This window comes from Mycolicibacterium litorale, from assembly GCF_010731695.1.
Lineage (GTDB): Bacteria > Actinomycetota > Actinomycetes > Mycobacteriales > Mycobacteriaceae > Mycobacterium > Mycobacterium litorale.
On record NZ_AP022586.1, the window covers coordinates 1,133,571 to 1,156,574 of the forward strand.

Here is a 23,004-nt window from a genome sequence, read left to right on the forward strand (position 1 = left end):
CCGCCGATGCTGTCGCATCCTCTTCTCAGTTCATGATTTAGGGGCCCTGCTTCGAACCCGCGATGTGCAGCGGCACGACTCAGCGCAAAACGACTCCGCCCTCGATGCCCGTGAACTGCGCGCGCAGCTCGGTCTTGAGCAGCTTGCCGGTGGCATTGCGCGGCAGTTCGGCGACGAAGTGCACGTCACGCGGACACTTGAAGTGTGCCAGCCGCTCCCGGCACCACGCTACGATCTCCTCGGCGCTCGGCGCCTGTGTCGCCGGGTCGGCGACCACGACCGCGACGACGCGTTCGCCCCACTTCGCGTCCTTACCGCCGATCACGGCGGCGTCGAACACCGCCGGGTGGCGGAAGAGAACCTGCTCGACCTCGATCGGGTAGACGTTCTCGCCGCCGGAGATGATCATGTCCTTCTTGCGGTCGACGAGGGTGATGAAGCCCTCGGCGTCCATGCGCCCGAGGTCGCCCGTGTGGAACCAGCCCCCGCGTAACGCCTCGGCGCTCGCCTCGGCCTTCATCCAGTAGCCGGTGAACACATTCGGGCCGCGCACGATCAGTTCGCCCACGGTGTCGGTCGCGACGTCGCGGTCGTCGTCGTCGACGATGCGGGCGTCGACATGCATTGCGACGCGGCCGATCGACCCGGCCCGCGTGCTGACGTTCTCGGCGTCGAGGACGGTCACCAAGGGAGCGGTCTCGGTCATGCCGAAGCCCTCGGTGAAGGGCACGCCTCGCTCGCGCATGAAGTCGATGACCGTGAGGGGGACGGGCGACCCGCCGCCCATGGCGAAACGCAGCGCAGACAGGTTGAAGGAGTCGAAGTCGGGCACCTGTGTGAGTGCGGTCCACATGGCCGGCACCATGAACTGGACCGTGACGTGGTGGTCGGCCATCGCCTGTAACGTCGCTCGCGGCTCGAAGGACGGCATGATCACGCTGGTGCCGCCGACGTACAACAGCGGCAGGGTGTGTACTCCCAGCCCGCCGATGTGGAACATCGGCGCCACCGCGACGGTGACGTCCTCGCCCCGCAGGCCGATGTCGGTGCCGAGGACGTTGATCGCGTTCCATAGCAGGTTGTCGTGGGTGAGGATCGCGCCCTTGGGTCGGCCCGTCGTCCCCGACGTGTACATGATGAACGCGGGGTCGCGGCCGTCGACGTCACCGTTGAGCGGTTCGGGCGCGGCGCCCGAGACGACGTCTTCGTAGCCGAGCTCGCCCGGCGCCGGCACCCCACCGGCGCGCACGACATGGCGCACGCGGACTCCGGACTCGGTGACGGCGCTCCTGGCCTGCGCGGCGAACGGCTCGTGGAAGACCAGAACATCGGCGCCTGAGTCGGCCAGGATGTAGCCGATCTCGGGTCCGGCAAGGCGCACGTTGAGCGGAACTGCAAGTGCGCCGATTTTGGCGCAGCCCAGCAGCACCTCGATGAACTCGGTCGAATTGACCAGCAGCATCGCGACCCGATCGCCCTTGCGCACGCCGAGGGCGATGAGTGCGGCGGCGACCTGGTTGGTGCGCCGATCGAGGTCGGCGTAGGTGATGTGCGCGCCGTTGCTGATCAACGCGGTGCGCCCGCCGTTGAGGAAGGCGCGCCGGCTCACCCACTGACCGATGCCGAGTTGCATTCGATTCCCTTTCATTCCGCGGCGACTCAGTAGGACGCGGGCAGTTTCAGGCTGTGCTGCGCCACGAAGTTGAGGATCATTTCGCGGCTGATCGGCGCGGTGCGCATGAGCCGGGCCGGACCCCACAACGTGGCGAGGCCGTACTCGGTGGCCATGCCGTTGCCGCCGTGGGTTTGAATCGCCTGGTCGAGCGCCAGGATGCCCGCCTCGGCTGCGGCATATTTCGCCATGTTCGACGCCTCACCCGACCCCGGATCGCCGGCGTCGTGCAGGGAGGCGGCACGCTGAGTCATCAACCGGGCCAGCTCAACCTGGATCTTGGCGTGGGCGAGCGGGTGCGATACGCCTTGGTGCGAGCCGATCGGCGTTCCCCACACGTGGCGGTTGCGGGCGTAATCGGCGGCTTTATCCAGCGCGTAGCGACCGATGCCGTTGCCGAGCGCCGCCCCCATGATTCGCTCCGGGTTCAGGCCCATGAAGACCTGGCGCAGGCCCTCGTTCTCCGCGCCGATAAGGTTGGCGGCCGGCACGCGGACGTCATCGAAGAATAGAGTGAACTGCTTCTCTGGAGTGACCGCCTGCACCGGGATGAGTGACTTGGTGAGCCCGGGGACATCGGTGGGCACGACGAGCAAGCTGAGTAGTCCGCGACCACTGTCGTTGGTAGACGTTCGGGTGACGACCAGGATCGCTTCGGCTTCGTCGACACCAGAAATGTAGTACTTGGTGCCGTTGATGACCCAGTCGTCGCCGTCGCGTTTCGCGGTCGTGGAGATGTTGTGCGAGTTCGAGCCCGCGTCCGGCTCGGTGATCGCGAATGCCATGATCGTCTCGCCGCTGGCGATGCCCGGCAGCCACTGCTGCTTGAGTTCCTCACTGCCGAATGCCTGGATGATCGTGCCGCAGATGGTCGGCGAGACGACGGTCATCAGCAGCGGGCAGCCCGCCGCGGCGAGCTCCTCACCGACGATCTGCATGTCGTAGATGCCGCCGCCGCCGCCGCCGTACTGCTCGGAAAGGTTCACCCCGAGGAAGCCCTGTTTGCCCACGGCCTGCCACAGCTCGGTGCTCTTCCCGCCGGCCAGCGACTTTTCCAGGTAGTACTCGTGTCCGAAGTCCTTGGCGATCTCGGCGACCGCCTTGCGCAGGTCCTGACGTTCCTCTGTCTCGTGCAATTCCATGACACTCCTCACATCGGTATCGACGCGCCACCGATCGGGAGCGCGCCGGCTTCATTAGAGCTCCGTGGCGTCCGACGCCACTTCACCGCCGTCCACCGCCTCGACCACGGCGAGGACGTCACCGCTCGAGACCTGATGGCCGACCTGGACCGGCAGGGCGCTCAGCACCCCGTCGATCGGGCTCGCGACGGTGTGCTCCATCTTCATCGCCTCCAGGACGACGAGCGTTTGACCGGCTGACACCGTCTCGCCCTCGGCGACCGGTAGTCGGATCACCGAGCCCGGCATCGGCGCGGTGAGCGACCCGGGCGGGTTCAGAGTGCTCGGGTCGACGAAGCGTGGCGCCAGCCGCAGGGCGGAGTAGCCGGCGACCGAGTCGAGGTGGGCAACATCGCCGTCGAGGACGACATCATAAGTGCGGCGCACCCCGTCGACGCGCAGCACCACCCGCTCGCTACTGCCCTCGACAACCTCGACGTCGGCCAACGGCTCGTCGTCGACCTGCAGGCAGGTCCCTGTCGAACCTAACGTGTACCCGACGCGCACTTCGCGCCCGCCCTGGGTCTGCCAGGTTGTGGTCTGCGGCTGCGAAGGGTTGTTGCGCCAGCCGGCGGGCAACGTGGCCTGCAGAGTTGCGACGGCACGCCGCGCGGCCACCCCGGCCACGGTCGCCGCGACGGCGTGCAGGCGCTCGGACTGCGTGTCTGGGAGGGCAGCGCCGAGTTGGGCGACGTCGTGTCGGTCAAGGAACCCAGTGTCGGTGCCCCGCCCGGCGAACTCGTCATGGCGCAGGACGCGAACAAGCAGGTTGCGATTGGTGGTCACGCCGTGAATACGGGCGCCGGCCAGCGCCGCCGAGAGGCTGGCAAGTGCCTCGTCGCGCGTTGGTGCCCACGCGATGACCTTGGCCAGCAGCGAATCGTAGTAATGACTGATGACCGAACCGGCACGAAAACCCGAGTCAACCCGCACGCCGGCAAGCGCCGGGACATCCAAGGTGCGCAGGGTGCCGGTACAGGGCCGGTAGTCATCGGCCGGATCCTCGGCGCACAGCCGGGCCTCGACCGCGTGACCGCGAATTCGCGGGTTGTGCATCTCCTCAGGCAGCGGGCGGCCCATGGCTACGAGCAGCTGGGCACGCACCAGGTCGAGGCCGGTGATCAGCTCGGTAACCGGGTGCTCGACCTGCAGCCGGGTGTTCATCTCTAGGAAGGCGAAGGAGTCGGCTTTGCCATCCTGAGCGGCGTCGTAGACGAACTCGACCGTCCCGGCGCCTACGTAGCCGACGGCGCGCGCGGCGGCGATGGCGGCCTCGCTCATCCGAGCGCGCAACGCGTCGTCGACGACCGGTGACGGCGCCTCCTCGATCACCTTCTGGTGTCGACGCTGCACGGAGCACTCGCGCTCGAACAGAGAGACGACGTTTCCGTGCGTGTCGGCCATGATCTGGATCTCGACGTGGCGTGGGCGCTGGACGTAACGCTCGAGGAAGACGGTGCCGTCGGCGAACGCGGCGGCGGCCTCACGCGAAGCGGAGGTGACCGCTTCGTCGAGCTCGTCCGGCGACGCGACAATGCGCATGCCTCGGCCACCGCCGCCGGCGCTGGCCTTGACCAGCACGGGGTAGCCGACGTCGGCGGCCAGCTTCGCCAGCTGCTCGGCCGATAGCCCCGTCGTGTCGCCACCGGGCAGCACAGGCACCCCCGCGTCGGACATCGTCTTCTTGGCCTGCAGCTTCGAGCCCATCGCGTCGATCGCCCCGGGCGGCGGACCGATGAAGACGAGGTCGGCGGCGGCACAGGCGCGCGCGAACCCGGCGTTTTCCGAAAGGAAGCCGTAGCCGGGGTGTACTGCGTCCGCGCCGGTGAGCGAGGCAGCGGCGATGATCCGGTGGATGTCGAGGTAGGTCTCGGCGGCAGACGAGCCGGGAAGGTGCACGGCCTCGTCGGCGTCGGCGACGTGCCACGCGTCGGCGTCGGCGTCGGAATAGACCGCGACGGTGGCGATCCCGAGATCGCGGCAAGTGCGGAACACCCGCCGCGCGATCTCGCCACGGTTGGCGACCAGGACCTTGCGGATCTTGGGCATCGCCATCACATCCGGAACACGCCGTAGCCACGCTGGCCACGGACCTCGCCGTTGTGGATCACCGACAGGCAGAACCCGAGAACGGTCCGCGTATCGCGGGGATCGATGATCCCGTCGTCGTAAAGTCGGCCGCTGTTGGCCAGTGCGACGGATTCGCGCTCGATCTGTTCCTCGACGGCGGCGCGCATCTGGGCGTCGGCCTGCTCGTCGAAGGGCAGCCCGCGGTCGGCGGCGGACTCGCGCGCCACGATGGACAGCACTCCGGCCAGTTGCGCCGGACCCATCACGGCCGACTTCGAGTTAGGCCAAGCGAATAGGAAACGCGGTGAGTACGATCGCCCGCACATGCCGTAGTTCCCGGCACCGTAGGACGCACCCATGGTGATGGTCACGTGGGGGACCGTGCTGTTTGATACGGCGTTGATCATCTTGGCGCCGTCCTTGATGATGCCGCCCTGTTCGTACTCGGCACCGACCATGAAACCGGTGGTGTTCTGCAGGAAGATGAGGGGGGTGTCGATCTGATTTGCCAGTTGGATGAACTGCGAACCTTTCTCGGCCTCCTCACTGAACAGGATGCCCCGTGCGTTTGCGAGGATGCCGACCGGGAAGCCGTGGATCGAGGCCCAGCCGGTGACGAGTGACGTGCCGTAGAGAGGTTTGAACTCGTCGAAGGCCGAGCCGTCGACCACTCGGGCGATGACGTCGCGGGGGTCGAAGGGCACCTTCGGATCGACCGACGCGATGCCGAGCAGCTGATCGGGGTCGTGCACCGGTGGGTGCGGCGGCGTGGTGGGTCCGGGGCCGTTCTTCCGCCAGTTGAGCCGCGCCATGATGCGACGGCCGATGCGGATCGCATCCTGCTCGTCCTCGGCCATGTAATCGGCCAGCCCCGAGGTGCGGGCGTGCATGTCGGCGCCGCCGAGCGACTCGTCATCGGAGACCTCGCCCGTGGCCATCTTGACCAGCGGCGGACCGCCGAGGAACACCTTGGAACGGTTGCGCACCATCACGACGTAGTCGCACATGCCCGGGACGTACGCACCTCCCGCGGTCGAGTTGCCGAAGACCAGGGCCAGTGTCGGCAGCCCCGCTGCGCTGTGCTGGGTCAAGTCGTGGAACAGCTGTCCGCCGGGCACGAAGATCTCTGCCTGTGTGGGCAGGTCGGCGCCGCCAGATTCGACGATGTTGATGATGGGCAGTCGGTTCTCCCGCGCGATGGCCATGCCGCGGAACACCTTGCGGAAGGTATAAGGGTTCGATGCGCCGCCGCGGACGGTGGGGTCGTGGGCGATGATCATCGACTCGATGCCCTCGACCACGCCGATGCCTACCACCACGCTACCGCCGACGGGGAACTTACTGCCCCAGGCGGCGAAGGGGCATAGTTCGAGGAACGCCGTGTCGGGGTCGAGCATCAGCTCGATGCGCTCGCGGACAAGCAGCTTGCCCCGCTTACGGTGGCGCGCAACGTATTTCGCGCCGCCGCCGCCGTTGACCAGCGCCAGTTGCTCCGCGATGGTGTCGAGTTGCGCGCTCAGTCCTTCGCGGTTCTTGAGATAGCCGGGCGCGGTGTCGTCGACCCGATCGGGCAGGACCTGTACCAAAGTTTTCCTTCCGGGCGAGCATCGACGTCGATCTACTAGGCGCTGATGTTAGCCGCAATTAACATCAGGTGACAACGGCGCAGGCGGGCGTCGGATTTGTTCCGCGCCGTGGTTCCGTCGAATGGCGAGGATCGAAGCGGTGCGTTCGCTGCAGATCGAGCGATCGAAGGAATTGACTGGGGAGGGACGGCACACAGGGCCCGTGCGAGGTCGTATCGAGTTCCTCGTCCGGCGCGCGTGGAGTCTACGGTTCGCGATCTCGGGTGAACACCCGCAGCGATTGTCAGTGTCGCGCCATGCCCTTCAGCCAACCGAGTAGTGCATAACGCCGGTCGGCCAGAATCTATCGGGTCTCCTCGGCTTTGGCCAGCGGCGGAGCGGCCTGATCAGGCGCCTGTCCGAGGGTATACAGGCCGAGAATGCCGAGAAAACCCGCACAGTGCTCGATGAGCATTTCAGTCGAGAGGTTCAGTTGTCCATCTATCCAGCGACGGAGTATCTCGAACAGGCCCCCGACACCGTAGGTAGCGGCGAGATCTGCGACTTGGAGCACATCGCTGGGTATATCGAGGTGCAAGCGGGCCTCTCTGAGCACCAGCTCCGCAAAATCGGTCATCAGATCGCTTCGCAGCTGCCGAAGGAGGGGTTCTGCGCCCGACTCGACAAACAGTATGCGGGCCATGCGGGGATCGTTCTCGATCACCTGAACCAGGGCCTTGATCGGAGCGTAAGCCAGTTCTTGAGGAGCAACCGTGTCGTCCGGAATGGCGCTGGTTATCACCGCTTGGAAGGTAGTGGAGATCTTGGCAAATACCGCACGCAAGAGCGCGTCTCGATCGCGAAACTGTTGGTAGAAGTACCGGCTCGTCACTCCTGATTTCGCACACACGGCGGTCACGGTGCACGCGGTAGCTCCGTGGGTGCCCATGATTGAGACCGCGGCATCAATCAACATCACGCGACGCTGTGCATCGCGTTGAGTTGCGGACAGCCCGCCATAGACACGTGCTGGACTCATGTCCTACAGTCTGGCAGTCTTATCTGACAAGGCATAAAGTCAGATCCAAACTTCGAGGAAGGACCTCAAATGTCGGACGATCAAGCCCCGACCCCGACCCGGGTGCTGCCAAAACCCAGGCGCGTTCGGTTTCCGATGCCGACCTCCACGAAGCGGCAACATTTTGTCGATGGCGACCTGGTGATGAGCCATTTCATCTCGGTGCTTTCTGCGACGTTCCCGGAAGGCGAGGATTTCTTCATCCGCTCGGTCAGGAACTTCCAGAGTTCCATCGACGATCCCCAACTAGAGACAGCGGTCAAGGGTTTCATCGGACAAGAGGCCACACATCGACACCAGCATCGTCTCCTAAACGAGCGACTCCAGGTCATGGGTTATCCGACCGCGCGAATCGACCGTCATGTCGGACGCTTGATCAAGCGATTGGAACGGCGCTTTTCGCCGGAAATGCGGCTGTCCATGACCTCCGCGTTGGAGCACTACACCGCTACGCTGGCAGAAATCATTCTTACCAGCGAAGACGCCCAGAAGCTCATCGGCCAGACAGAGGTTCGACCGATTCTGCTGTGGCATGCCTTCGAGGAGTCGGAGCACAAAGCGGTTGCCTTTGATGTCTATCGGCTGGTGGGAGCAACCGAGCGCACCCGTGTACGGGGCATGCGGATCGCTTCAGTAATTCTGTTCGGCGAGCTCATTCTGCAGACTGCCTTGTCTATGGCCGCTGATAGAGCCTCATATAACCCGGTCACCCTGGTGCGCAGTCTGTACCGCTTTAGTCGCACCCCGATGTTCACCGCCGATGCGCTGCGGCGTTTCCGTTCCTACAATCGCCCGGGTTTCCATCCTGATGATTGGGACAGCGCCGCGGTCCTGGAGCATTGGAGCAAAGAACTGTTCGACCAAGACGGTTCACAGCGAGTTATCGCTTCGTCGGGATAGCAAAGATGCGGAAGTGCGGCGACGCAGGAGCACCGTTCCTGCGTCGCTCCTTCCGAACAGGGTGCGACGCGTCGGTGACTCACGGATTCGGTGCTCGGTGGCCGGTGAAGGTGGCGGTCGGACCCGCAAATGCGGTTCGCAGCGATCGCCACGGGGCTGGCTGGCCTGTTGTGAGCCTCGATCAGTCGCTGATGACATAGCGTTGAGCCAGGGTTTCAGCAAGTCTGCTGGTGTGCGCGACCACTTCTTTCTCGGTCACCGCAAGCAAACCGGAGTGCCAGGCGGTGATGACTTCGACGAATCCCCCGACAGCGATCAGGGTGTCCATGCGAAGGGCTATCTCGTCGGCATCTTGTCGGAGGTGTGGCCGGCTTGCCTCAACGACCAACTGCGTTGCTTCCTGTAGCGCCACGGCGCGGCGGTCTTGTAGCGGTGAGCTACCGACATGCTGAGCGAGGAGGATGCGTGCCCGGCCGGGATCGCGTGCGATCCGGTCGACCACGATGGTGATCGCCGCGGTGATGGTTTCGATCGGCGGCCGATTCGCACGCTCGTTGAAGAGCGCGGCGACCTCGCCGAGCATGTCATTGCGGACGCCATCCCACGCAGCAACGAGCAGCTCATCGCGCGTCTTGAAGCCCTCGTAGAAGTATCGATCGTTCAGCCCTGTGCGGGCGCATACGCCGCGCATAGTGACCGCGGCCCAACCGCTCTCACTCCAAATCTCGGTTGCGGCCTCGATCAATTGCTGCCGTCGCTCGGCACGACGCTCGGCCCCGGTCCGACCACCCCAGCGCTTGTTTCTCGACCGCACCTCTCCATCTTGACAAGGTGCTCGTTCCACCACCAAACTGGTGGCATGCGACACCAATGGTGGCTGGTGCCCCCAGATGAGAGTTTCCCCACAGCAGACGTCCATGTCGCGACCCGAAAGGCAGACGGATGAGATTGCTGCCCTTCGGCGGCGCACCAGGCAGAACGCACCGCGCCGATGCAGTCGTCACGGGCGCAGGAAGCGGTATCGGCCGCGCATTCGCCGTGGAGCTTGCGCGCCGAGGTGGACGCGTGGTGTGCGCCGACAAAGATCCCGTCACTGCAAAAGAGTCGGCAGAGTTGGTGAGGCAGGCTGGCGGCGAGGGCTTCGACATCGAATGCGATGTCACCGATCTTGAGCAGGTCCGCAACCTCGCTGATGTGAGCGAAGACTGGTTCGAGAAGGCTGCGAGCCTCGTCATCAACAACGCCGGAATCGGTGCGGGCGGCAACCGCATCGGCGCGACGTCGATCGAGGACTGGAACGCGGCGATTTCTGTCAACCTCTGGGGCGTTATCTACGGCTGCGAGACTTTTGTGCCTCGGCTCCGCAGCAATGGGCATGGCGGAGTCATCAATGTGGCGTCGGCAGCGAGCTTTGGCTCGGCCCCTCGGATGGCGGCTTACAACGTGAGCAAGGCCGGGGTGCTCGCTCTGTCGGAGACATTGGCGGCCGAACTGAGCGGTACTGACATCAACGTCACAGTGCTTTGCCCCACCTTCGTGAAGACGAACATCGTCAACAATCCTCAAATCGACGAGGCGGCTGCAAGACTCGCGGCCAACCTGATGAAATGGACCGGCATTTCGCCACAGCACGTTGCTCGAACGACGTTGAACGCGCACGATCGCGGACAAATTTATGTAGTACCCCAACTCGATGCCAAAGTCTTGTGGCAACTCAAGAGAGCCCTACCCGGCCCCTTTACTCGCACGCTGGGCCTCGTGGAGCGCATGGCCTCATGGAACGATTCAGCCGAGTAGAGGAGCAGGGAAAATGGCTTTCGCATACAGTGACATGCTCGAGACAATCAAAAACAAGCAATGGGCTCTTGCCGATATCGATTGGAACGCCCCTGGCGCGGAACTGATCACCGATGAACAGCGTCCCAAACTCAAGCAATTCATGTCCGACGTGGTGTGGATTGAGCATGTTGGAGCACGTGCCTTCGCCGCGATGGCTCCAAAGGCGCCATTCGAAGCGCTCGGAGACATTTACCGTTACTTTCACGCCGAGGAGCAGCGTCACGCCAATGCCGAACTTGCCTTGATGCGTCGCTGGGGCATGCTCGAGGAAGGCGAGAAACCGGTCCCGAACAAGAATATTCGGCTGGTCATCGAATGGCTGGACCGTTATGCGGAAGCCCTGCCCCTGACCGTCATCGGGGCCGCGATTCCGGCACTGGAGACTGCGCTCGATGGAGCGCTGCTGAAGTTTCTCCTCGATGAGGTTGACGACCCTGTGTGCGGGGAGGTGTTCAACAAGGTCAACAGCGACGAATCAAGGCATCTCGCGGTTGGCTTCCAGGTCTTGAATGACCTGGGCGCCAGCCCGATGCGAATCCACGCCATTCAAACTGCGGGTGCTCTTGTCGACCCGCGCATTCTCACCGGCGCGTTGCTGTATATCCCGCTCCTGACGCGCATGTTGATGAATCTCAACGCTATGGGTCTGTCCGAGGAGAAGTTATACAACGCAGTGACGCGGTATGCCAATGTCGGCGATCGCAGTGAGCATACGCGGAGGGTGCCCGGCTATCACATCTTGAAGGCGCACATGTCGTCGTCCATCAAGCGGTCCCAGCCTCTGCACTTCGTGTCTCAGCGCCTTGGCAATGCGATCGATGTTTTCCCTGTTCAGATTTTCGGTCGGCCGCCATCCTGGACGGACGAACTGACCTACGAACCGGTTGCCAAATGACAGGCACCACGACGACGTTGATCGTCGGCGCCGGGTTCGCAGGTATCGGTGCGGCGATCAGACTGCTTCAAGAGGGCACGGATGACTTCGTCATCCTGGAACGGTCAGATCGCGTCGGAGGCACCTGGCGAGACAATACTTATCCCGGTGCGGCCTGCGATATTCCCTCGCTTCTCTACTCCTACTCGTTCGAGCCGAATCCGGGCTGGACTCGTACCTACTCGGGGAGCGCTGAGATCCTCGAATATATCGACGATATGGTCGACAAGTACGATCTTGCCCGGTTCATCCAGTTTGATACCGACGTGACTGCCTTGGAATTCGATGAGAGTGCCGGCATCTGGATGGCCGACACGGCAGATGGAAAGCGGTATCACACCCGGTCAGTTGTGATGGCCAGTGGACCACTTGCCAACGCCAGCTTTCCCGATATTCGGGGTATTGACTCGTACGGTGGAAAAAAGATCCACAGCGCTCGATGGGACCATGGCTACGATCTCGGCGGTAAGAGGGTTGCAGTCATCGGGACAGGCGCGAGCGCGGTTCAGATCATTCCCGAGCTCGTAAAGTCGGCTGCCTCGGTCAAAGTCTTCCAGAGAACGCCCGGCTGGGTGTTGCCCAGGGTGAACTTCAGGCATCCGGCCTGGGCGCGTTCGACCTTCACACACCTGCCGGTGAGCGAACAAGCGCTCCGCGACGCGTGGTTTTGGGCCCACGAAGTGATGGCAGTGGGTATGGTCTGGAACACCGCCGCGACGTCCGCGATACAGCTGGCGGCCAAGGCTCATCTCCGTCGGCAGGTGAAAGACTCCTGGTTGAGACGTCAGTTGACGCCCCATTTCAGGCCTGGATGCAAGCGCATGCTCATGACCAGTGATTATTACCCTGCGCTACAGGCGGATAACTGCAAGCTGATCAGCTGGCCGATCGCCACATTGTCACCCAACGGTGTTCGGACCGCCGACGGTGTCGAGCACGAAGTGGACTGTATCGTATTTGCCACTGGCTTCGATGTGGCCAAACGTGGCACCCCGTTCCCGATTAGCGGCCTCGGCGGTCGGAAGCTCGGCGATGAATGGTCTCAGGGGACATTTGCCTTCAAGAGCGTGAGCGTGGCCGGGTATCCGAACTTATTCTTCACTTTCGGACCGAATTCCGGGCCAGGCCACAACTCGGCGCTCGTATATATGGAGGCTGCAATTGACTATATAGTCAAGGCGATCAAGCTCCTTCAGCAAAATGACATCGGCACTTTGGATGTGAGGGAGGATCGTCAGGACCGCTATCACTCCGAAATTCAGCGCCGCCTTCGACGAACGACTTGGAATTCGGGGTGCAGCAGTTGGTATTTGACCGAGGACGGCTACAACGGCACGATGTACCCAGGTTTCGCGACCCAGTTTATGAGAGAACTATCCCGCTTGGATCCTCATGATTACGTGATAACCCGGCGCGACGATACACACGTCGAGCTGACGCAATCACTCTGAATACAAGTTTGCAGGGCTGACCGTCAGAACGGTGAAATACAGGAATGGATCGCAAGTCCGACCGTAATTACGAGATAATTATCATAGGAGCTGGATTTTCCGGCATCGGGTCTGGCATTAGCTTGATGAAGGCGGGATTTACCGACTTCTTGATGGTTGATGACGCCGATGGCGTAGGTGGTACGTGGCACTGGAACACCTACCCGGGTATCGCTGTCGATATACCGTCGTTCAGTTATCAATTCTCATACGAAATGCGGCCCTCTTGGTCGCGCACGTACGCCCACGGCAATGAGCTCAAAGCCTATGCCGAGCGATGTGTTGAAAAGTATCGGCTCTGGGACCATATTCGTTTCAACACAACCATTACCGAGGCTTGTTTCGACGAGAACGCAACACGGTGGCATTTGACCAGTGCCAATGGTGAGGAGTTCACGGCACGCTTCGTGATAAATTGCTCCGGCGTTCTCAGTCGGCCAAAGTGGCCTGAAATCAAGGGGGTGCGAGATTTCGCCGGCGTTACGCTCCACACGGCTAGATGGGACAATGCCAAAGATCTCAGCGGGAAGAGGGTTGCAGTAATCGGTACCGGTGCATCGGCGGTGCAACTGATACCCGAAGTCGCAAAGAAAGCAGAGAGTCTGACGGTATTTCAGCGAACTCCAATTTATTGTCTGCCGAAGCCAGACTTCCCCATACCGACGTGGGGTGGAAGGCTTCTACATTTCCTGCCGGGGGCACAATTGGCGACCCGGACCGCCAGCCAGGCGTTCGTGGAAATCACTTTCCCAATCGCCGCTCACTTTCATACGGTGATACCGTTCGCCGATGTCATGGAGAGCGCCGCAAAGCGGTACATGCGGCGTGAGGTCCATGACCCGACGACGAGAGAACAACTCATTCCGCGCTACTCGTTGGGCTGTAAACGACCCAGCTTCCACAATTCCTATCTCGCAACGTACAACCGGTCCAACGTTTCGCTCGAGACGAGCGGCATAACCCATATCGACCATGCATCCGTCCATACTCGAGACGGCAAAGCTCATCCCATTGACGTCTTGATCCTGGCCACCGGCTTCAAAGTGATGGAGTCGGGCAACATGCCAACTTACGTATTGAAGGGACGCGGCGGGCTGGAGCAGGCTACATGGTGGGACGAGCATCGACTGCAGGCCTTCGAAGGGGTGAGCGTCCCGGGATTTCCGAATCATTTCAACATCTTCGGCCCGTACGGCTACAACGGTTCCTCGTACTTCACGCTCATCGAGGCGCAGAGTCGGCACATCGTCCGGTGTCTTCGTCGCGCGCGGGCGCTGGGTGCTAACTGCGTGGAGGTCAAGAAGGAGGCGAACGACCGTTATTTCGCCGAAGTGCTAAGGCGGCGTCACAGACAGGTTTTCTGGCAGCCGAGCTGTTCCAATGCCAACAGCTACTACTTCGACAGGCACGGTGACGTTCCACTCCGTCCATCAACGACTCTGGAGACCTATTGGCGGAGCCGCACCTTTCGCCTCTCGGACTACCGATTCGAGAATCGGCCCGAAGAGGTGTGTCCCCGGTGACCAGAATGGATGCCCCTGACTGGCAGCCCAGTCTTGCCAGTCATCTCGTCGCGATGTCCTCGCGAACCACGCTGCGGCCACTGGCGCAGCTGATGCCATCAAACGCCTACGGACTTGCGGTGATGGATCGCGTGCTTCGAACAGCGCTCGTAGCCTCACGGCCTCGGCGCGGCGTCACAGTGCGCAAGGTTGACACTGTATTCGCCGGAGGCCCGGTTCGTGGGGACTGGATCACCACGCCTGCCATTAATCCGCATGCCAACCCTTTGCTGTACATCCACGGCGGCGCCTATTCTATGTGCTCGCCGGAGACGCACCGCGGTCTTCTTGGTGAACTCGCCTCGGCGAGCGGGCGCCCCATCTTCGCAGTGAAGTATCGTCTTGCCCCGCGGTATCCCTATCCCGCAGCCGCGGACGATGCGCTGAATGCGTATCGCTGGCTTACCAGCGGAGGGTCCCCGGGTTCTTGTCAGCGCACCGTCGCGGTTGCCGGCGATTCAGCGGGCGGTCAGCTCACGATGGCCACGGCCTTGGGCGCACGTGCAGTTGGATTGCCGCTCCCTGATGCGATGCTGCTGATGTCTCCCGTCCTGGATCTCAGGTGCGAACTTGCCAGAGCGCGTGAAATTCGCCGCCGGGATCCTTTTGCCTCCGCTCAATCAGCGGCGCGCGCTCTTGACCTCTACGTAGGTGGCGCAGATCGCGGAGATCCGCGCCTCAGCGTGCTTGACGCGGACCTCACCTCGATGCCGCCGATCCTCATTCAGGTGGGCGGGAGAGAAATGTTGATCGATGACTCGCGCCGTCTCGCCGAGCGACTTCAATCAGCTGGATCCCACGTCGAGATCCAGGTATACCGGGGACAGATCCATGTATTCCAGGCTATGTTCCGGATTCTTCCCGAAGCCCGAGACGCGATTCATCGAGCGGGACGCTTCCTTGAAGCCTCGGAAGTCAGGTGAAAGTGTCCGAACAGGCAATGCTCCTACACCTACACCACCTCGACCGCCGCAGCGTGAAGTCAGTCGTCTCTGCCTCATGAGCAGCAACTTCGCGACGGCCTGTCGCGCATACGATCCGTCGATCGTGATCATCGGGGCCGGCTTCGCCGGGGTTGCGATGGCCCACCGGCTGAAGAAGGACGGGTTCACGAACTTCACGATCCTGGAAAAGGCTGCAGACATCGGGGGTGTTTGGCGTGACAACACCTATCCGGGAGCGGCCTGCGACGTGCCGTCAGCGTTGTACTCACTCTCGTACAAGCCCAATCCTCGTTGGTCACGGCGATATGCCGAGCAACCCGAGATACTCAAGTACCTCCAACAACTCGTGGAGAGTGGCGGACTGGCCGCGCATCTGCGTACCCAGACCGAAGTTGTCGCAATGACCTTCGATGACCAGCTAGGGCGTTGGACCCTGGTTACGAACTCGAACGAGACAATAACCTGCGATGTCGTCGTCTCGGCCGTGGGTCAGCTCTCCTTGCCCCACGTACCCGTTATTGCCGACGCAGACACCTTCCAGGGGCCGCGCTTTCATTCGGCGCGTTGGGACCGATCGGTTTCGCTTCGCGGCAAGCAAGTAGCCGTCATCGGCACAGGAGCTAGTGCCATCCAATTCGTGCCACACATCGCCCAGGAGGCGGAGCATGTCACGCTATATCAGCGCACGGCTCCGTGGATCTTGCCGAAGTGGGACAGCAGGTATGGAGTCCTTCACGACAGGGTGAGCGAGTTATTGCCGATGGCGCTGCGCCTCGAGCGTTTCGCGGTATGGCTAATTTTCGAGTTGCTCGCTGTGACGCTAGTCGACGCGAAGCCCCTCTCACGCGTCCTCGGTGCGATCGCGCGCCGCCACCTACATCGGCAGGTTGCTAGCCCATCTTTGCGCGAGCAATTGATGCCTTCGGACGCGCCAGGGTGCAAGCGAGTGCTGTTCTCGAATGATTACTATCCAGCAATCGCGAGTGATCGCGTGTCGTTGGTGCCGAAGGCTATCGCAGAGCTCTGCGACAACGGTGTCAAGACCGTGGATGGAGAGTTTCGTCCTGCAGATGTCGTGATCTACGGAACCGGGTTTCGCGCCACCGATTTTCTCGCCCCGATGTCCGTGCGCGGCTCTCGCGGAGTCTCCTTGGCCGAGGTGTGGAAGACCCAGGCGTACGCATATCTGGGCATCACTGTCCCCATGTTCCCGAACCTGTTCCTGCTTTATGGTCCCAACACGAATGTGGGCTCGGGGTCGATCCTCTACATGATCGAGTCACAAGTCCGTCACATCGCAACGCTCATCAAAGCCGTGGCTGCTCATCCGGGTCATGCGATCGATGTCAGGACGGAGAGCGCGCAACGCTACAACACGCGCTTGAGAAGGCGACTACGGAGGTCGGTGTGGGCGCTGTGTGCGAGCTGGTATCGAACCTCGAGCGGGGAAATCCCGACGAACTGGCCGGGGCCTACCTTGGTTTATCGACTCCTTACCCGGAAGCCGCACAGCGGCGATTACGTCTTGAGAAACGTCGGGCGTCTAAAGGTCTGAGACCCTGCAGAACCGAGCCTGGCCGACTAAGGGCACGAGACGCGCACTTAACCGCTAGGCCAATAATGTCTAGATATTGACATCAATGGCATCTTTGTAAAGACTGGTGGACGCCGTCAAAGCGGCCCAGCGTCCAGGAGGAACCATGACGAATCACCTTCTCGCACCTGCGCACCACGTGAAGGAGCGGTTGTCCTCTGTGATCATGGTCCCCGCGCCTCACGCCGTCGACGACAGATGGCGTCGATGGAGCCGGGACTGGCCGGTTCGTGAACTGGCACCGGCACCCGCGGGCAGTGGATTGAAAGCCGTCCGGGGGGATGCCGGACTGCCCTTCGTAGGTCACACGCTCGACTACATCCGATTCGGCTCGGATTTCAGTCGAGAGCGCTACGACCGTCTGGGTTCGGTGTCGTGGATGGGCGCGTTCGGCACCAAGATGGTGGTCATCGCCGGCCCTGACGCCACTCGAGAGGCGTTCACGAGCGAAGCGAAAGCATTCTCTCAGGATGGCTGGTCCTTCCTGATCGACGCCTTCTTCCATCGCGGTTTGATGCTCATGAGCTTCGACGAGCACTTGATGCACCGGCGCATCATGCAGGAGGCGTTTACGCGTCCGCGCCTGACCGGATACGTCGAACAGGTAACGCCATGCGTTCGCTCGGCAGTGCCTGCGTGGCCGGTGGGCCCGTCGGTTCGAATCTACCCACTGTTGAAGGAACTCACCCTCGACATCGCTACCGACGTCTTCATGGGCGGCCGCGGCAAGGACGAGAGCGATGCTGTCAACAAGGCGTTCGTCGCTACGGTCCGGGCGGCGAGTTCCCTTGTGCGTGCTCCGCTTCCGGGAACCAGATTCCGCGCTGGTGTGCAAGGGCGGCGCGTTTTGGAGGACTACTTCTTCCGGCATCTGCCGGCCGCGCGAGCCGGTGAAACGGAGGATCTGTTCGCTGCTCTCTGTCAAGCCACGACCGAAGACGGGGAGCGGTTTTCCGACGAGGATGTGGTGAATCACATGATCTTCTTGATGATGGCGGCCCACGACACCTCGACGATCACCACCACAGCGGTCACCTATTTCCTTGCCAAGTATCCGCAGTGGCAGGAGGCTGCGGCTGCGGAAGCCGCGGCCATCGGTGACGGGTTGCCGGACATCGAGGCCCTGGAGAAGATGACGGTCATCGACCTCGTGATCAAGGAAGCGCTCAGACTGCTTGCACCTGTTCCGCTGGTGATGCGCAAGACGGTTCGAGATGTCGCCATCGATGGATATCACATCCCCTCGAACACGTTATGCGCTATAACGCCTGCCGTGAATCACTTCGATCGAACGATCTGGAGTGATCCGGAGCGGTTCGATCCCTCACGTTTCGACGAGCCTCGGCGCGAAGACCAACACCACCGATTCGCCTGGGTTCCGTTCGGAGGTGGAGCGCACAAGTGCATCGGCATGCAATTCGGGACGCTCGAAGTCAAAGCAATCCTGCACAGGATGCTGCGTTCGTTCACTTGGAAGGTTCCGGAGAACTATCACGTCCGATGGGACAACACCTCGCTGCCCATTCCGGTGGACGGACTTCCGTTGGAGATGAAGCGCCGATGACCGTCGACCACAGCCCCTACCTCGAACCCACGGAGTTTCTTGACTGGCAACAAGATTCGGTACGTGACTTCGTGTCATCGGCGATCCGTGGTGCCTGCGGCGACACCGAGAAGGCCATCGCCATCTTCACCGCGGTCCGTGACTCCATTTGGTACGACCCCTACACGGTGACCGACAACCCGCACGCGTATCGCGCCAGCACCGTCGCGACCGCAGAACGGGCCTACTGCGTCCCGAAGGCCGTGCTCTTGACTGCAGCGTGCCGAGCGGCGGGAATCCCGGCGCGGCTGGGGTTCGCCGACGTCCGAAACCACCTCCAGACCAAGGCATTGCGCGAGCGGATGGGTGGTAGCGACGTTTTCGTCTACCACGGCTACAGTCTCATGTTCCTCAACGGTGCGTGGGTAAAGGCCACCCCGGCGTTCAATCGCGAGCTGTGCGCACGCTTCGGTGTCTCGCCGATCGAATTCGACGGCCGTAGCGACGCGCTACTCCATGGTTTCACCGCTGACGGCACCCAGCACATGGAGTATCTGCGCGACCGGGGAGCCTACGACGATCTACCCCTAGCAGACATCCTGCAAGCACTGAGAACGCATTACGGCACATTCATCGATCAGCCGAACAGCCGTCCCGACCTCTTCGCCTGAAAGGGCACTACACGATGCAAAGCACAATGCAAAATGTTCCGCTCACGGTGTCGGCGATCGTCCAGCATGCGGCAGCCATACACGGTGACAGCGAGGTCGTCACTCCGACCGGAAATGGATATCGGAGAACGCCTTACCGCATTGTGCTGGCGCGAGTGGCTCGCCTTGCCAATGCGCTGCGCAGTCTTGGCGTCACGGCAGACCAACGCGTGGCCACCTTCCAGTGGAGCAACCAGGAACATCTGGAGGCCTACTGTGCGATTCCCTCCATGGGCGCGGTCCTGCACACGCTCAACATTCGTTTGGCCCCAGAGCAACTGGCGTACATCGCCAATCACGCGAGCGATCAGATCGTCCTAGTCGACGCTTCGGTTGCCCCGTTGTTGGCGCGCGCGCTCCCAGCGATGGCGTCGGTGCACACCGTCATCGTCACCGGAGAGGGCGACCTTGCCCCGCTCCAGGGATGCGGGAAGACCGTTCTGCGTTACGAGGAAGTGCTTGCCGGCCAAGAAGAATCATTTGACTGGCCTGAGCTCGACGAGCTGTCCGCCGCGGCCATGTGTTATACGAGCGGTACCACCGGAGATCCCAAAGGCGTCGTCTACAGCCACCGTTCGACGTACCTTCACTCCCTGACCGCCTGCACAGCTAACGCTTTGTCAGTCAGCGAGGCCGACCGTGTGCTGGCCATCGTCCCAATGTTTCACGCCAATGCGTGGGGGCTTATTTACGCAGCGTTGATGTCCGGTGCGGATCTGGTACTGCCTGACCGGTATCTCCAAGCCGAACCGTTGGTGTCGATCATCGAAGACACCAGACCGACCTTGGCCGGTGCAGTGCCGACGATCTGGAACGATGTCGACCGATATCTGGATTCGCACCCTGAGCGGGACATTTCTTCGTTACGGCTGGTCGCGTGCGGGGGGTCTGCTGTTCCGCTTTCGTTGATGCGGGCATTCGAAGAGAAGTACGACGTGCCCATTGTGCAGGCCTGGGGTATGACCGAAACCTCTCCGTTGGCGACCGTTGCACGTCCGGCTCACAGAGCCGACGCGACGCGGCGCTGGGAGCTGCGCGCATCCCAGGGCCGACCGATCTGCGGTGTCGAAATCCGGTTGCGGGACGACGACGGGAAAGACGTGCCGTGGGACGGGCAATCAGTTGGGGAGATCCAGGCGCGCGGTCCCTGGATCACCGGGTCCTATTTCGGAAACAACGATACGGAGAAGTTCGACGAAGGATGGCTGCGTACCGGTGATGTGGGCAAGATCGACGCCGAGGGCTATCTGACACTGACCGACCGCTCGAAAGACGTCATCAAGTCAGGTGGCGAATGGATCTCCTCGGTGGAGCTGGAAAACACGCTGATCGGCCACCCTGCCGTGTACGAAGCGGCGGTAGTCGGCGTCGCGGACGATAAATGGCAGGAAAGGCCGTTGGCGCTTGTCGTCGTCCACCCCGGAACCGACGTTGACATTGACCAACTCCGATCGTTCCTTGCGGACAAAGTCGCCAAATGGTGGATTCCCGAGCGATGGAGCTTCGTGTCCGATATTCCGAGGACGAGCGTCGGAAAGTACGACAAAAAGGTCATCCGTGCGCGCCACTCTGCCGGCGAATACCTCATCGAAATCGAAACGTCATAACGTCAAATCCCTGGAATTCCAACAGTCGGAAGGTAATCATGTCCTCACCAATCTCTCCCTGGATGAATGCCGAATTACTCGAGCTTCGTGACCTCGCTGCGAAGTTCTTCTCGGCCGAATTGGCGCCGCATGCGAACCGCTTTGCAGACCAGCACCACGTCGACCGAGAACTGTGGAACCGAGCAGGCGAGCTGGGCCTGCTCTGCATGTCTATACCTGAGGAATACGGCGGAGGCGGTGGCACTTTCGCGCACGAAGCGGTCGTGCTTGAAGAGCAGGCCCGCATAGGTGACAGCTCATGGGGCGCGGGACTGCACAGCGGAATCGTCGCCCACTACATCCTGCAGTACGCGACTGAAGAGCTGCGCGCGCAGTGGCTTCCCAAGATGGCGTCCGGTGAAATGATCGGGGCGATCGCCATGACAGAACCGGGGACCGGGTCCGATCTGCAGAGCGTCAAGACAAAAGCCCTCCTGGACGGTGACGAGTACGTGATCACCGGCTCCAAGACTTTCATCACCAACGGCCAACAGGCCGACCTCATCATCGTTGTTGCCAAGACAGATCCGAGCCAGGGCGCTGCGGGCATCTCTTTGATCGTTGTCGAGGCTGACCGGGCGGGATTCCGGCGCGGCAAGGTTCTCGACAAAATCGGCCAGCGCGGCCAGGACACCTCCGAGTTGTTCTTCGATGAAGTGAGAGTTCCGCGCTCGCATCTACTGGGCCAGTCTGAGGGACAGGGCTTCATTCAGCTGATGACGCAGCTGCCACAAGAGCGACTCATCGTCGCGGTGGGGGCTGTCGCAGCGATGGAACTTGCCCTGGAGCAGACGCTCAAGTACACGCGTGAGCGGGAGGCGTTCGGTCGGCCTGTCTTTGGCTTTCAGAACACCAAGTTCACGCTGGCTGAAGCCGCGACAGAAACGCGCATCGCACGAGTGTTCCTCGACTACTGCATCGACCTGCACCTTGCGGGTCAACTCGACGTGCAGACCGTCGCCATGGCGAAGTGGTGGACCACTGAGCGAGCGATGAAGGTACTCGATGACTGTATGCAGCTTCACGGCGGATATGGCTACATGACCGAGTACCCCATCTCGAGGTTGTGGGTGGATCAGCGCGTGCAAAAAATCTATGCCGGCACGAACGAGGTGATGAAGGAAATCATCTCGCGTTCCCTATGACTCAGAGGAGTTGCCGCCCGCACGTTAGTCATCTAGAGGAGGAGGACTGATGGCATCGATGGTGGTGCCGTATCGCCACGACATGGGCGGCCACTGCGGATCGGGGGCTCTTCGGGATTTGACCGAATGGGCCGGGATCCGTTGGGGTGATGACACCCCGGACGAAGGCATCGTGTTTGCTCTCGGCGGGGCCCTCGACTTCTCGTATGTTCGCTCGGCCCACCTACGTCCACCGATCTACCTCGTTGGACGCAGCGCGGACCTCGAAGACGAATACTTGACCCGGTTGGGCGCGCGCTTCGAGTGTCGTTCGACAGACGACCCCGATCTCGGGTGGAAATGGGTGACCGAACAGATCGATGCCGGTACGCCGGTCATGGTGTGGACTGACATCGCCGAATTGCCCTATCTGAGAACGCGTCTGAGTATGAGCCGGCACGATGTCGTGATCGTAGGGTACGACGACGACGAGGAACTCGCCTTCGTGGTCGATAACGATCGCGATACACCTCAAGCCGTGCCTTACGAGAATCTACGGAAGGCGCGGGCATCGACGGGATTTCCCGTCCCCACGCGGCACACCACCTACGTAGTCGAGTGGCCCGGCGCGGCACCAGATCTCGGCAATGCTGCCCGGTCGGCCTTCCGTAGGTCCGCGGACGCGATGCAGGGTTCGTGTGTGAGCGCGCCGATCACCGAGGACTCCGATTGTGAAATTCAGGTGCGTGGGCTACCAGGGGTATCGACTTTTGTGGAGGATCTCAAGCGGTGGCCGAAGATCTTTGACGACGACACCCTCGACGGAGCCTTGTTTGCGCTGAGCGCCTTCATCGAAAAAGCCGGAACCGGAGGCGGTCTGTTCCGAGATCTGCAAGCACGTGGATGTCGGCGCGTCGCTGAAGAGTTGAGTTTCGAACCTGCGTTTAAAGCAGCGGAGGCTGCAAAGACCGCATCTGAGTTGTGGACCGCGGTTGCGCACGCCGCTTATGACCGCGGTGCAGATCCGCACCGAAGAGCGAGCGGCGCCGCGTCCGTGGCTGCGCAATTGCCGACAGCCGAACGTCGACTCGCGGAGGCGCTGAGGGAGGCAGGAGATCTACTCCTATGAGTTCTGATTGCTTCGGAGCAAGC

General features: G+C 61.9%; 18 protein-coding genes. 12 read left to right on the forward strand and 6 right to left on the reverse strand.

From position 1 onward, the window contains the following. Window positions 1-79 precede the first annotated feature (79 nt). From G6N30_RS05325 to G6N30_RS05345, 5 genes are all read right to left on the reverse strand, one after another. Window positions 80-1,633, reverse strand: a complete 1,554-nt coding sequence (locus tag G6N30_RS05325) for an acyl-CoA synthetase (protein WP_011560587.1) — start codon at window positions 1,631-1,633, stop codon at window positions 80-82. Between the two features lie 26 nt (window positions 1,634-1,659). Then, window positions 1,660-2,814: an acyl-CoA dehydrogenase family protein gene (locus G6N30_RS05330; RefSeq protein WP_011560586.1), complete on the reverse strand. Its 1,155-nt coding sequence runs from the start codon at window positions 2,812-2,814 to the stop codon at window positions 1,660-1,662. Between the two features lie 54 nt (window positions 2,815-2,868). Beyond that, window positions 2,869-4,902, reverse strand: coding sequence for an ATP-binding protein (locus tag G6N30_RS05335; protein WP_005116476.1), 2,034 nt, complete (start codon window positions 4,900-4,902; stop codon window positions 2,869-2,871). Between the two features lie 5 nt (window positions 4,903-4,907). After that, window positions 4,908-6,509 carry an acyl-CoA carboxylase subunit beta gene (locus tag G6N30_RS05340; RefSeq protein WP_011560585.1) on the reverse strand — a complete coding sequence of 534 codons (1,602 nt, stop codon included), beginning with the start codon at window positions 6,507-6,509 and terminating at the stop codon, window positions 4,908-4,910. A 343-nt stretch (window positions 6,510-6,852) separates the two neighbouring features. Then, window positions 6,853-7,527: a TetR/AcrR family transcriptional regulator gene (locus G6N30_RS05345; protein WP_011560584.1), complete on the reverse strand. Its 675-nt coding sequence runs from the start codon at window positions 7,525-7,527 to the stop codon at window positions 6,853-6,855. Window positions 7,528-7,596: 69 nt separating this feature from the next. Between G6N30_RS05345 and G6N30_RS05350 the strand changes: the two genes are divergently transcribed. Then, window positions 7,597-8,466, forward strand: a complete 870-nt coding sequence (locus tag G6N30_RS05350) for a metal-dependent hydrolase (RefSeq protein WP_011560583.1) — start codon at window positions 7,597-7,599, stop codon at window positions 8,464-8,466. Between the two features lie 181 nt (window positions 8,467-8,647). On the opposite strand, the gene G6N30_RS05355 is transcribed toward G6N30_RS05350, so the two are convergent. After that, window positions 8,648-9,211 (reverse strand): TetR/AcrR family transcriptional regulator, encoded by a 564-nt coding sequence (locus tag G6N30_RS05355; protein ID WP_005131302.1) that lies wholly within the window; start codon window positions 9,209-9,211, stop codon window positions 8,648-8,650. A gap of 197 nt (window positions 9,212-9,408) precedes the next feature. On the opposite strand from G6N30_RS05355, the gene G6N30_RS05360 reads away from it, so the two are divergent. The 11 genes from G6N30_RS05360 to G6N30_RS05410 all read left to right on the forward strand — a co-directional run bounded on the left by G6N30_RS05360 (window position 9,409) and on the right by G6N30_RS05410 (window position 22,981). Beyond that, entirely contained in the window at window positions 9,409-10,263 is an 855-nt protein-coding gene (locus tag G6N30_RS05360) for an SDR family NAD(P)-dependent oxidoreductase (RefSeq protein WP_011560581.1), read from the forward strand. A gap of 13 nt (window positions 10,264-10,276) precedes the next feature. Continuing rightward, a complete protein-coding gene (locus G6N30_RS05365; protein WP_005086594.1) occupies window positions 10,277-11,200 on the forward strand; it encodes a hypothetical protein in 924 nt (307 codons plus the stop codon). Further along, window positions 11,197-12,690: a flavin-containing monooxygenase gene (locus G6N30_RS05370; protein WP_011560580.1), complete on the forward strand. Its 1,494-nt coding sequence runs from the start codon at window positions 11,197-11,199 to the stop codon at window positions 12,688-12,690. Before G6N30_RS05365 ends, G6N30_RS05370 begins: the two co-directional genes overlap by 4 nt. Before the next feature lie 44 nt (window positions 12,691-12,734). Next, window positions 12,735-14,252, forward strand: coding sequence for a flavin-containing monooxygenase (locus G6N30_RS05375; RefSeq protein ID WP_011560579.1), 1,518 nt, complete (start codon window positions 12,735-12,737; stop codon window positions 14,250-14,252). Further along, window positions 14,249-15,214, forward strand: coding sequence for an alpha/beta hydrolase (locus tag G6N30_RS05380; RefSeq protein WP_012296509.1), 966 nt, complete (start codon window positions 14,249-14,251; stop codon window positions 15,212-15,214). The genes G6N30_RS05375 and G6N30_RS05380 overlap by 4 nt, the downstream gene beginning before the upstream one ends. A gap of 76 nt (window positions 15,215-15,290) precedes the next feature. Further along, entirely contained in the window at window positions 15,291-16,790 is a 1,500-nt protein-coding gene (locus G6N30_RS05385; RefSeq protein WP_017205328.1) for a flavin-containing monooxygenase, read from the forward strand. 145 nt (window positions 16,791-16,935) lie between these two features. Beyond that, window positions 16,936-18,393: a cytochrome P450 gene (locus G6N30_RS05390; protein WP_011560575.1), complete on the forward strand. Its 1,458-nt coding sequence runs from the start codon at window positions 16,936-16,938 to the stop codon at window positions 18,391-18,393. After that, window positions 18,390-19,043: a transglutaminase-like domain-containing protein gene (locus tag G6N30_RS05395; protein WP_011560574.1), complete on the forward strand. Its 654-nt coding sequence runs from the start codon at window positions 18,390-18,392 to the stop codon at window positions 19,041-19,043. The genes G6N30_RS05390 and G6N30_RS05395 overlap by 4 nt, the downstream gene beginning before the upstream one ends. Before the next feature lie 26 nt (window positions 19,044-19,069). Further along, complete coding sequence (locus G6N30_RS05400) at window positions 19,070-20,689, forward strand: fatty acid--CoA ligase (protein WP_017205326.1); 1,620 nt, start codon at window positions 19,070-19,072, stop codon at window positions 20,687-20,689. A 38-nt stretch (window positions 20,690-20,727) separates the two neighbouring features. Further along, entirely contained in the window at window positions 20,728-21,873 is a 1,146-nt protein-coding gene (locus G6N30_RS05405; protein WP_005086582.1) for an acyl-CoA dehydrogenase family protein, read from the forward strand. Between the two features lie 49 nt (window positions 21,874-21,922). Continuing rightward, window positions 21,923-22,981, forward strand: coding sequence for a BtrH N-terminal domain-containing protein (locus G6N30_RS05410; protein WP_005086581.1), 1,059 nt, complete (start codon window positions 21,923-21,925; stop codon window positions 22,979-22,981). Window positions 22,982-23,004: the final 23 nt, after the last annotated feature.

What these genes read in the sequence shown, in the direction of transcription:
- G6N30_RS05375 (WP_011560579.1), top strand. Translation starts at nt 12,735, where the DNA reads ATGGATCGCAAGTCCGACCGTAATTACGAGATAATTATCATAGGAGCT.
- G6N30_RS05385 (WP_017205328.1), top strand. Translation starts at nt 15,291, where the DNA reads ATGAGCAGCAACTTCGCGACGGCCTGTCGCGCATACGATCCGTCGATC.
- G6N30_RS05395 (WP_011560574.1), top strand. Translation starts at nt 18,390, where the DNA reads ATGACCGTCGACCACAGCCCCTACCTCGAACCCACGGAGTTTCTTGAC.
- G6N30_RS05330 (WP_011560586.1), bottom strand. Translation starts at nt 2,814, where the DNA reads ATGGAATTGCACGAGACAGAGGAACGTCAGGACCTGCGCAAGGCGGTC.
- G6N30_RS05405 (WP_005086582.1), top strand. Translation starts at nt 20,728, where the DNA reads ATGTCCTCACCAATCTCTCCCTGGATGAATGCCGAATTACTCGAGCTT.
- G6N30_RS05410 (WP_005086581.1), top strand. Translation starts at nt 21,923, where the DNA reads ATGGCATCGATGGTGGTGCCGTATCGCCACGACATGGGCGGCCACTGC.
- G6N30_RS05345 (WP_011560584.1), bottom strand. Translation starts at nt 7,527, where the DNA reads ATGAGTCCAGCACGTGTCTATGGCGGGCTGTCCGCAACTCAACGCGAT.
- G6N30_RS05335 (WP_005116476.1), bottom strand. Translation starts at nt 4,902, where the DNA reads ATGCCCAAGATCCGCAAGGTCCTGGTCGCCAACCGTGGCGAGATCGCG.
- G6N30_RS05360 (WP_011560581.1), top strand. Translation starts at nt 9,409, where the DNA reads ATGAGATTGCTGCCCTTCGGCGGCGCACCAGGCAGAACGCACCGCGCC.
- G6N30_RS05350 (WP_011560583.1), top strand. Translation starts at nt 7,597, where the DNA reads ATGTCGGACGATCAAGCCCCGACCCCGACCCGGGTGCTGCCAAAACCC.
- G6N30_RS05365 (WP_005086594.1), top strand. Translation starts at nt 10,277, where the DNA reads ATGGCTTTCGCATACAGTGACATGCTCGAGACAATCAAAAACAAGCAA.
- G6N30_RS05390 (WP_011560575.1), top strand. Translation starts at nt 16,936, where the DNA reads ATGACGAATCACCTTCTCGCACCTGCGCACCACGTGAAGGAGCGGTTG.
- G6N30_RS05325 (WP_011560587.1), bottom strand. Translation starts at nt 1,633, where the DNA reads ATGCAACTCGGCATCGGTCAGTGGGTGAGCCGGCGCGCCTTCCTCAAC.
- G6N30_RS05370 (WP_011560580.1), top strand. Translation starts at nt 11,197, where the DNA reads ATGACAGGCACCACGACGACGTTGATCGTCGGCGCCGGGTTCGCAGGT.
- G6N30_RS05400 (WP_017205326.1), top strand. Translation starts at nt 19,070, where the DNA reads ATGCAAAATGTTCCGCTCACGGTGTCGGCGATCGTCCAGCATGCGGCA.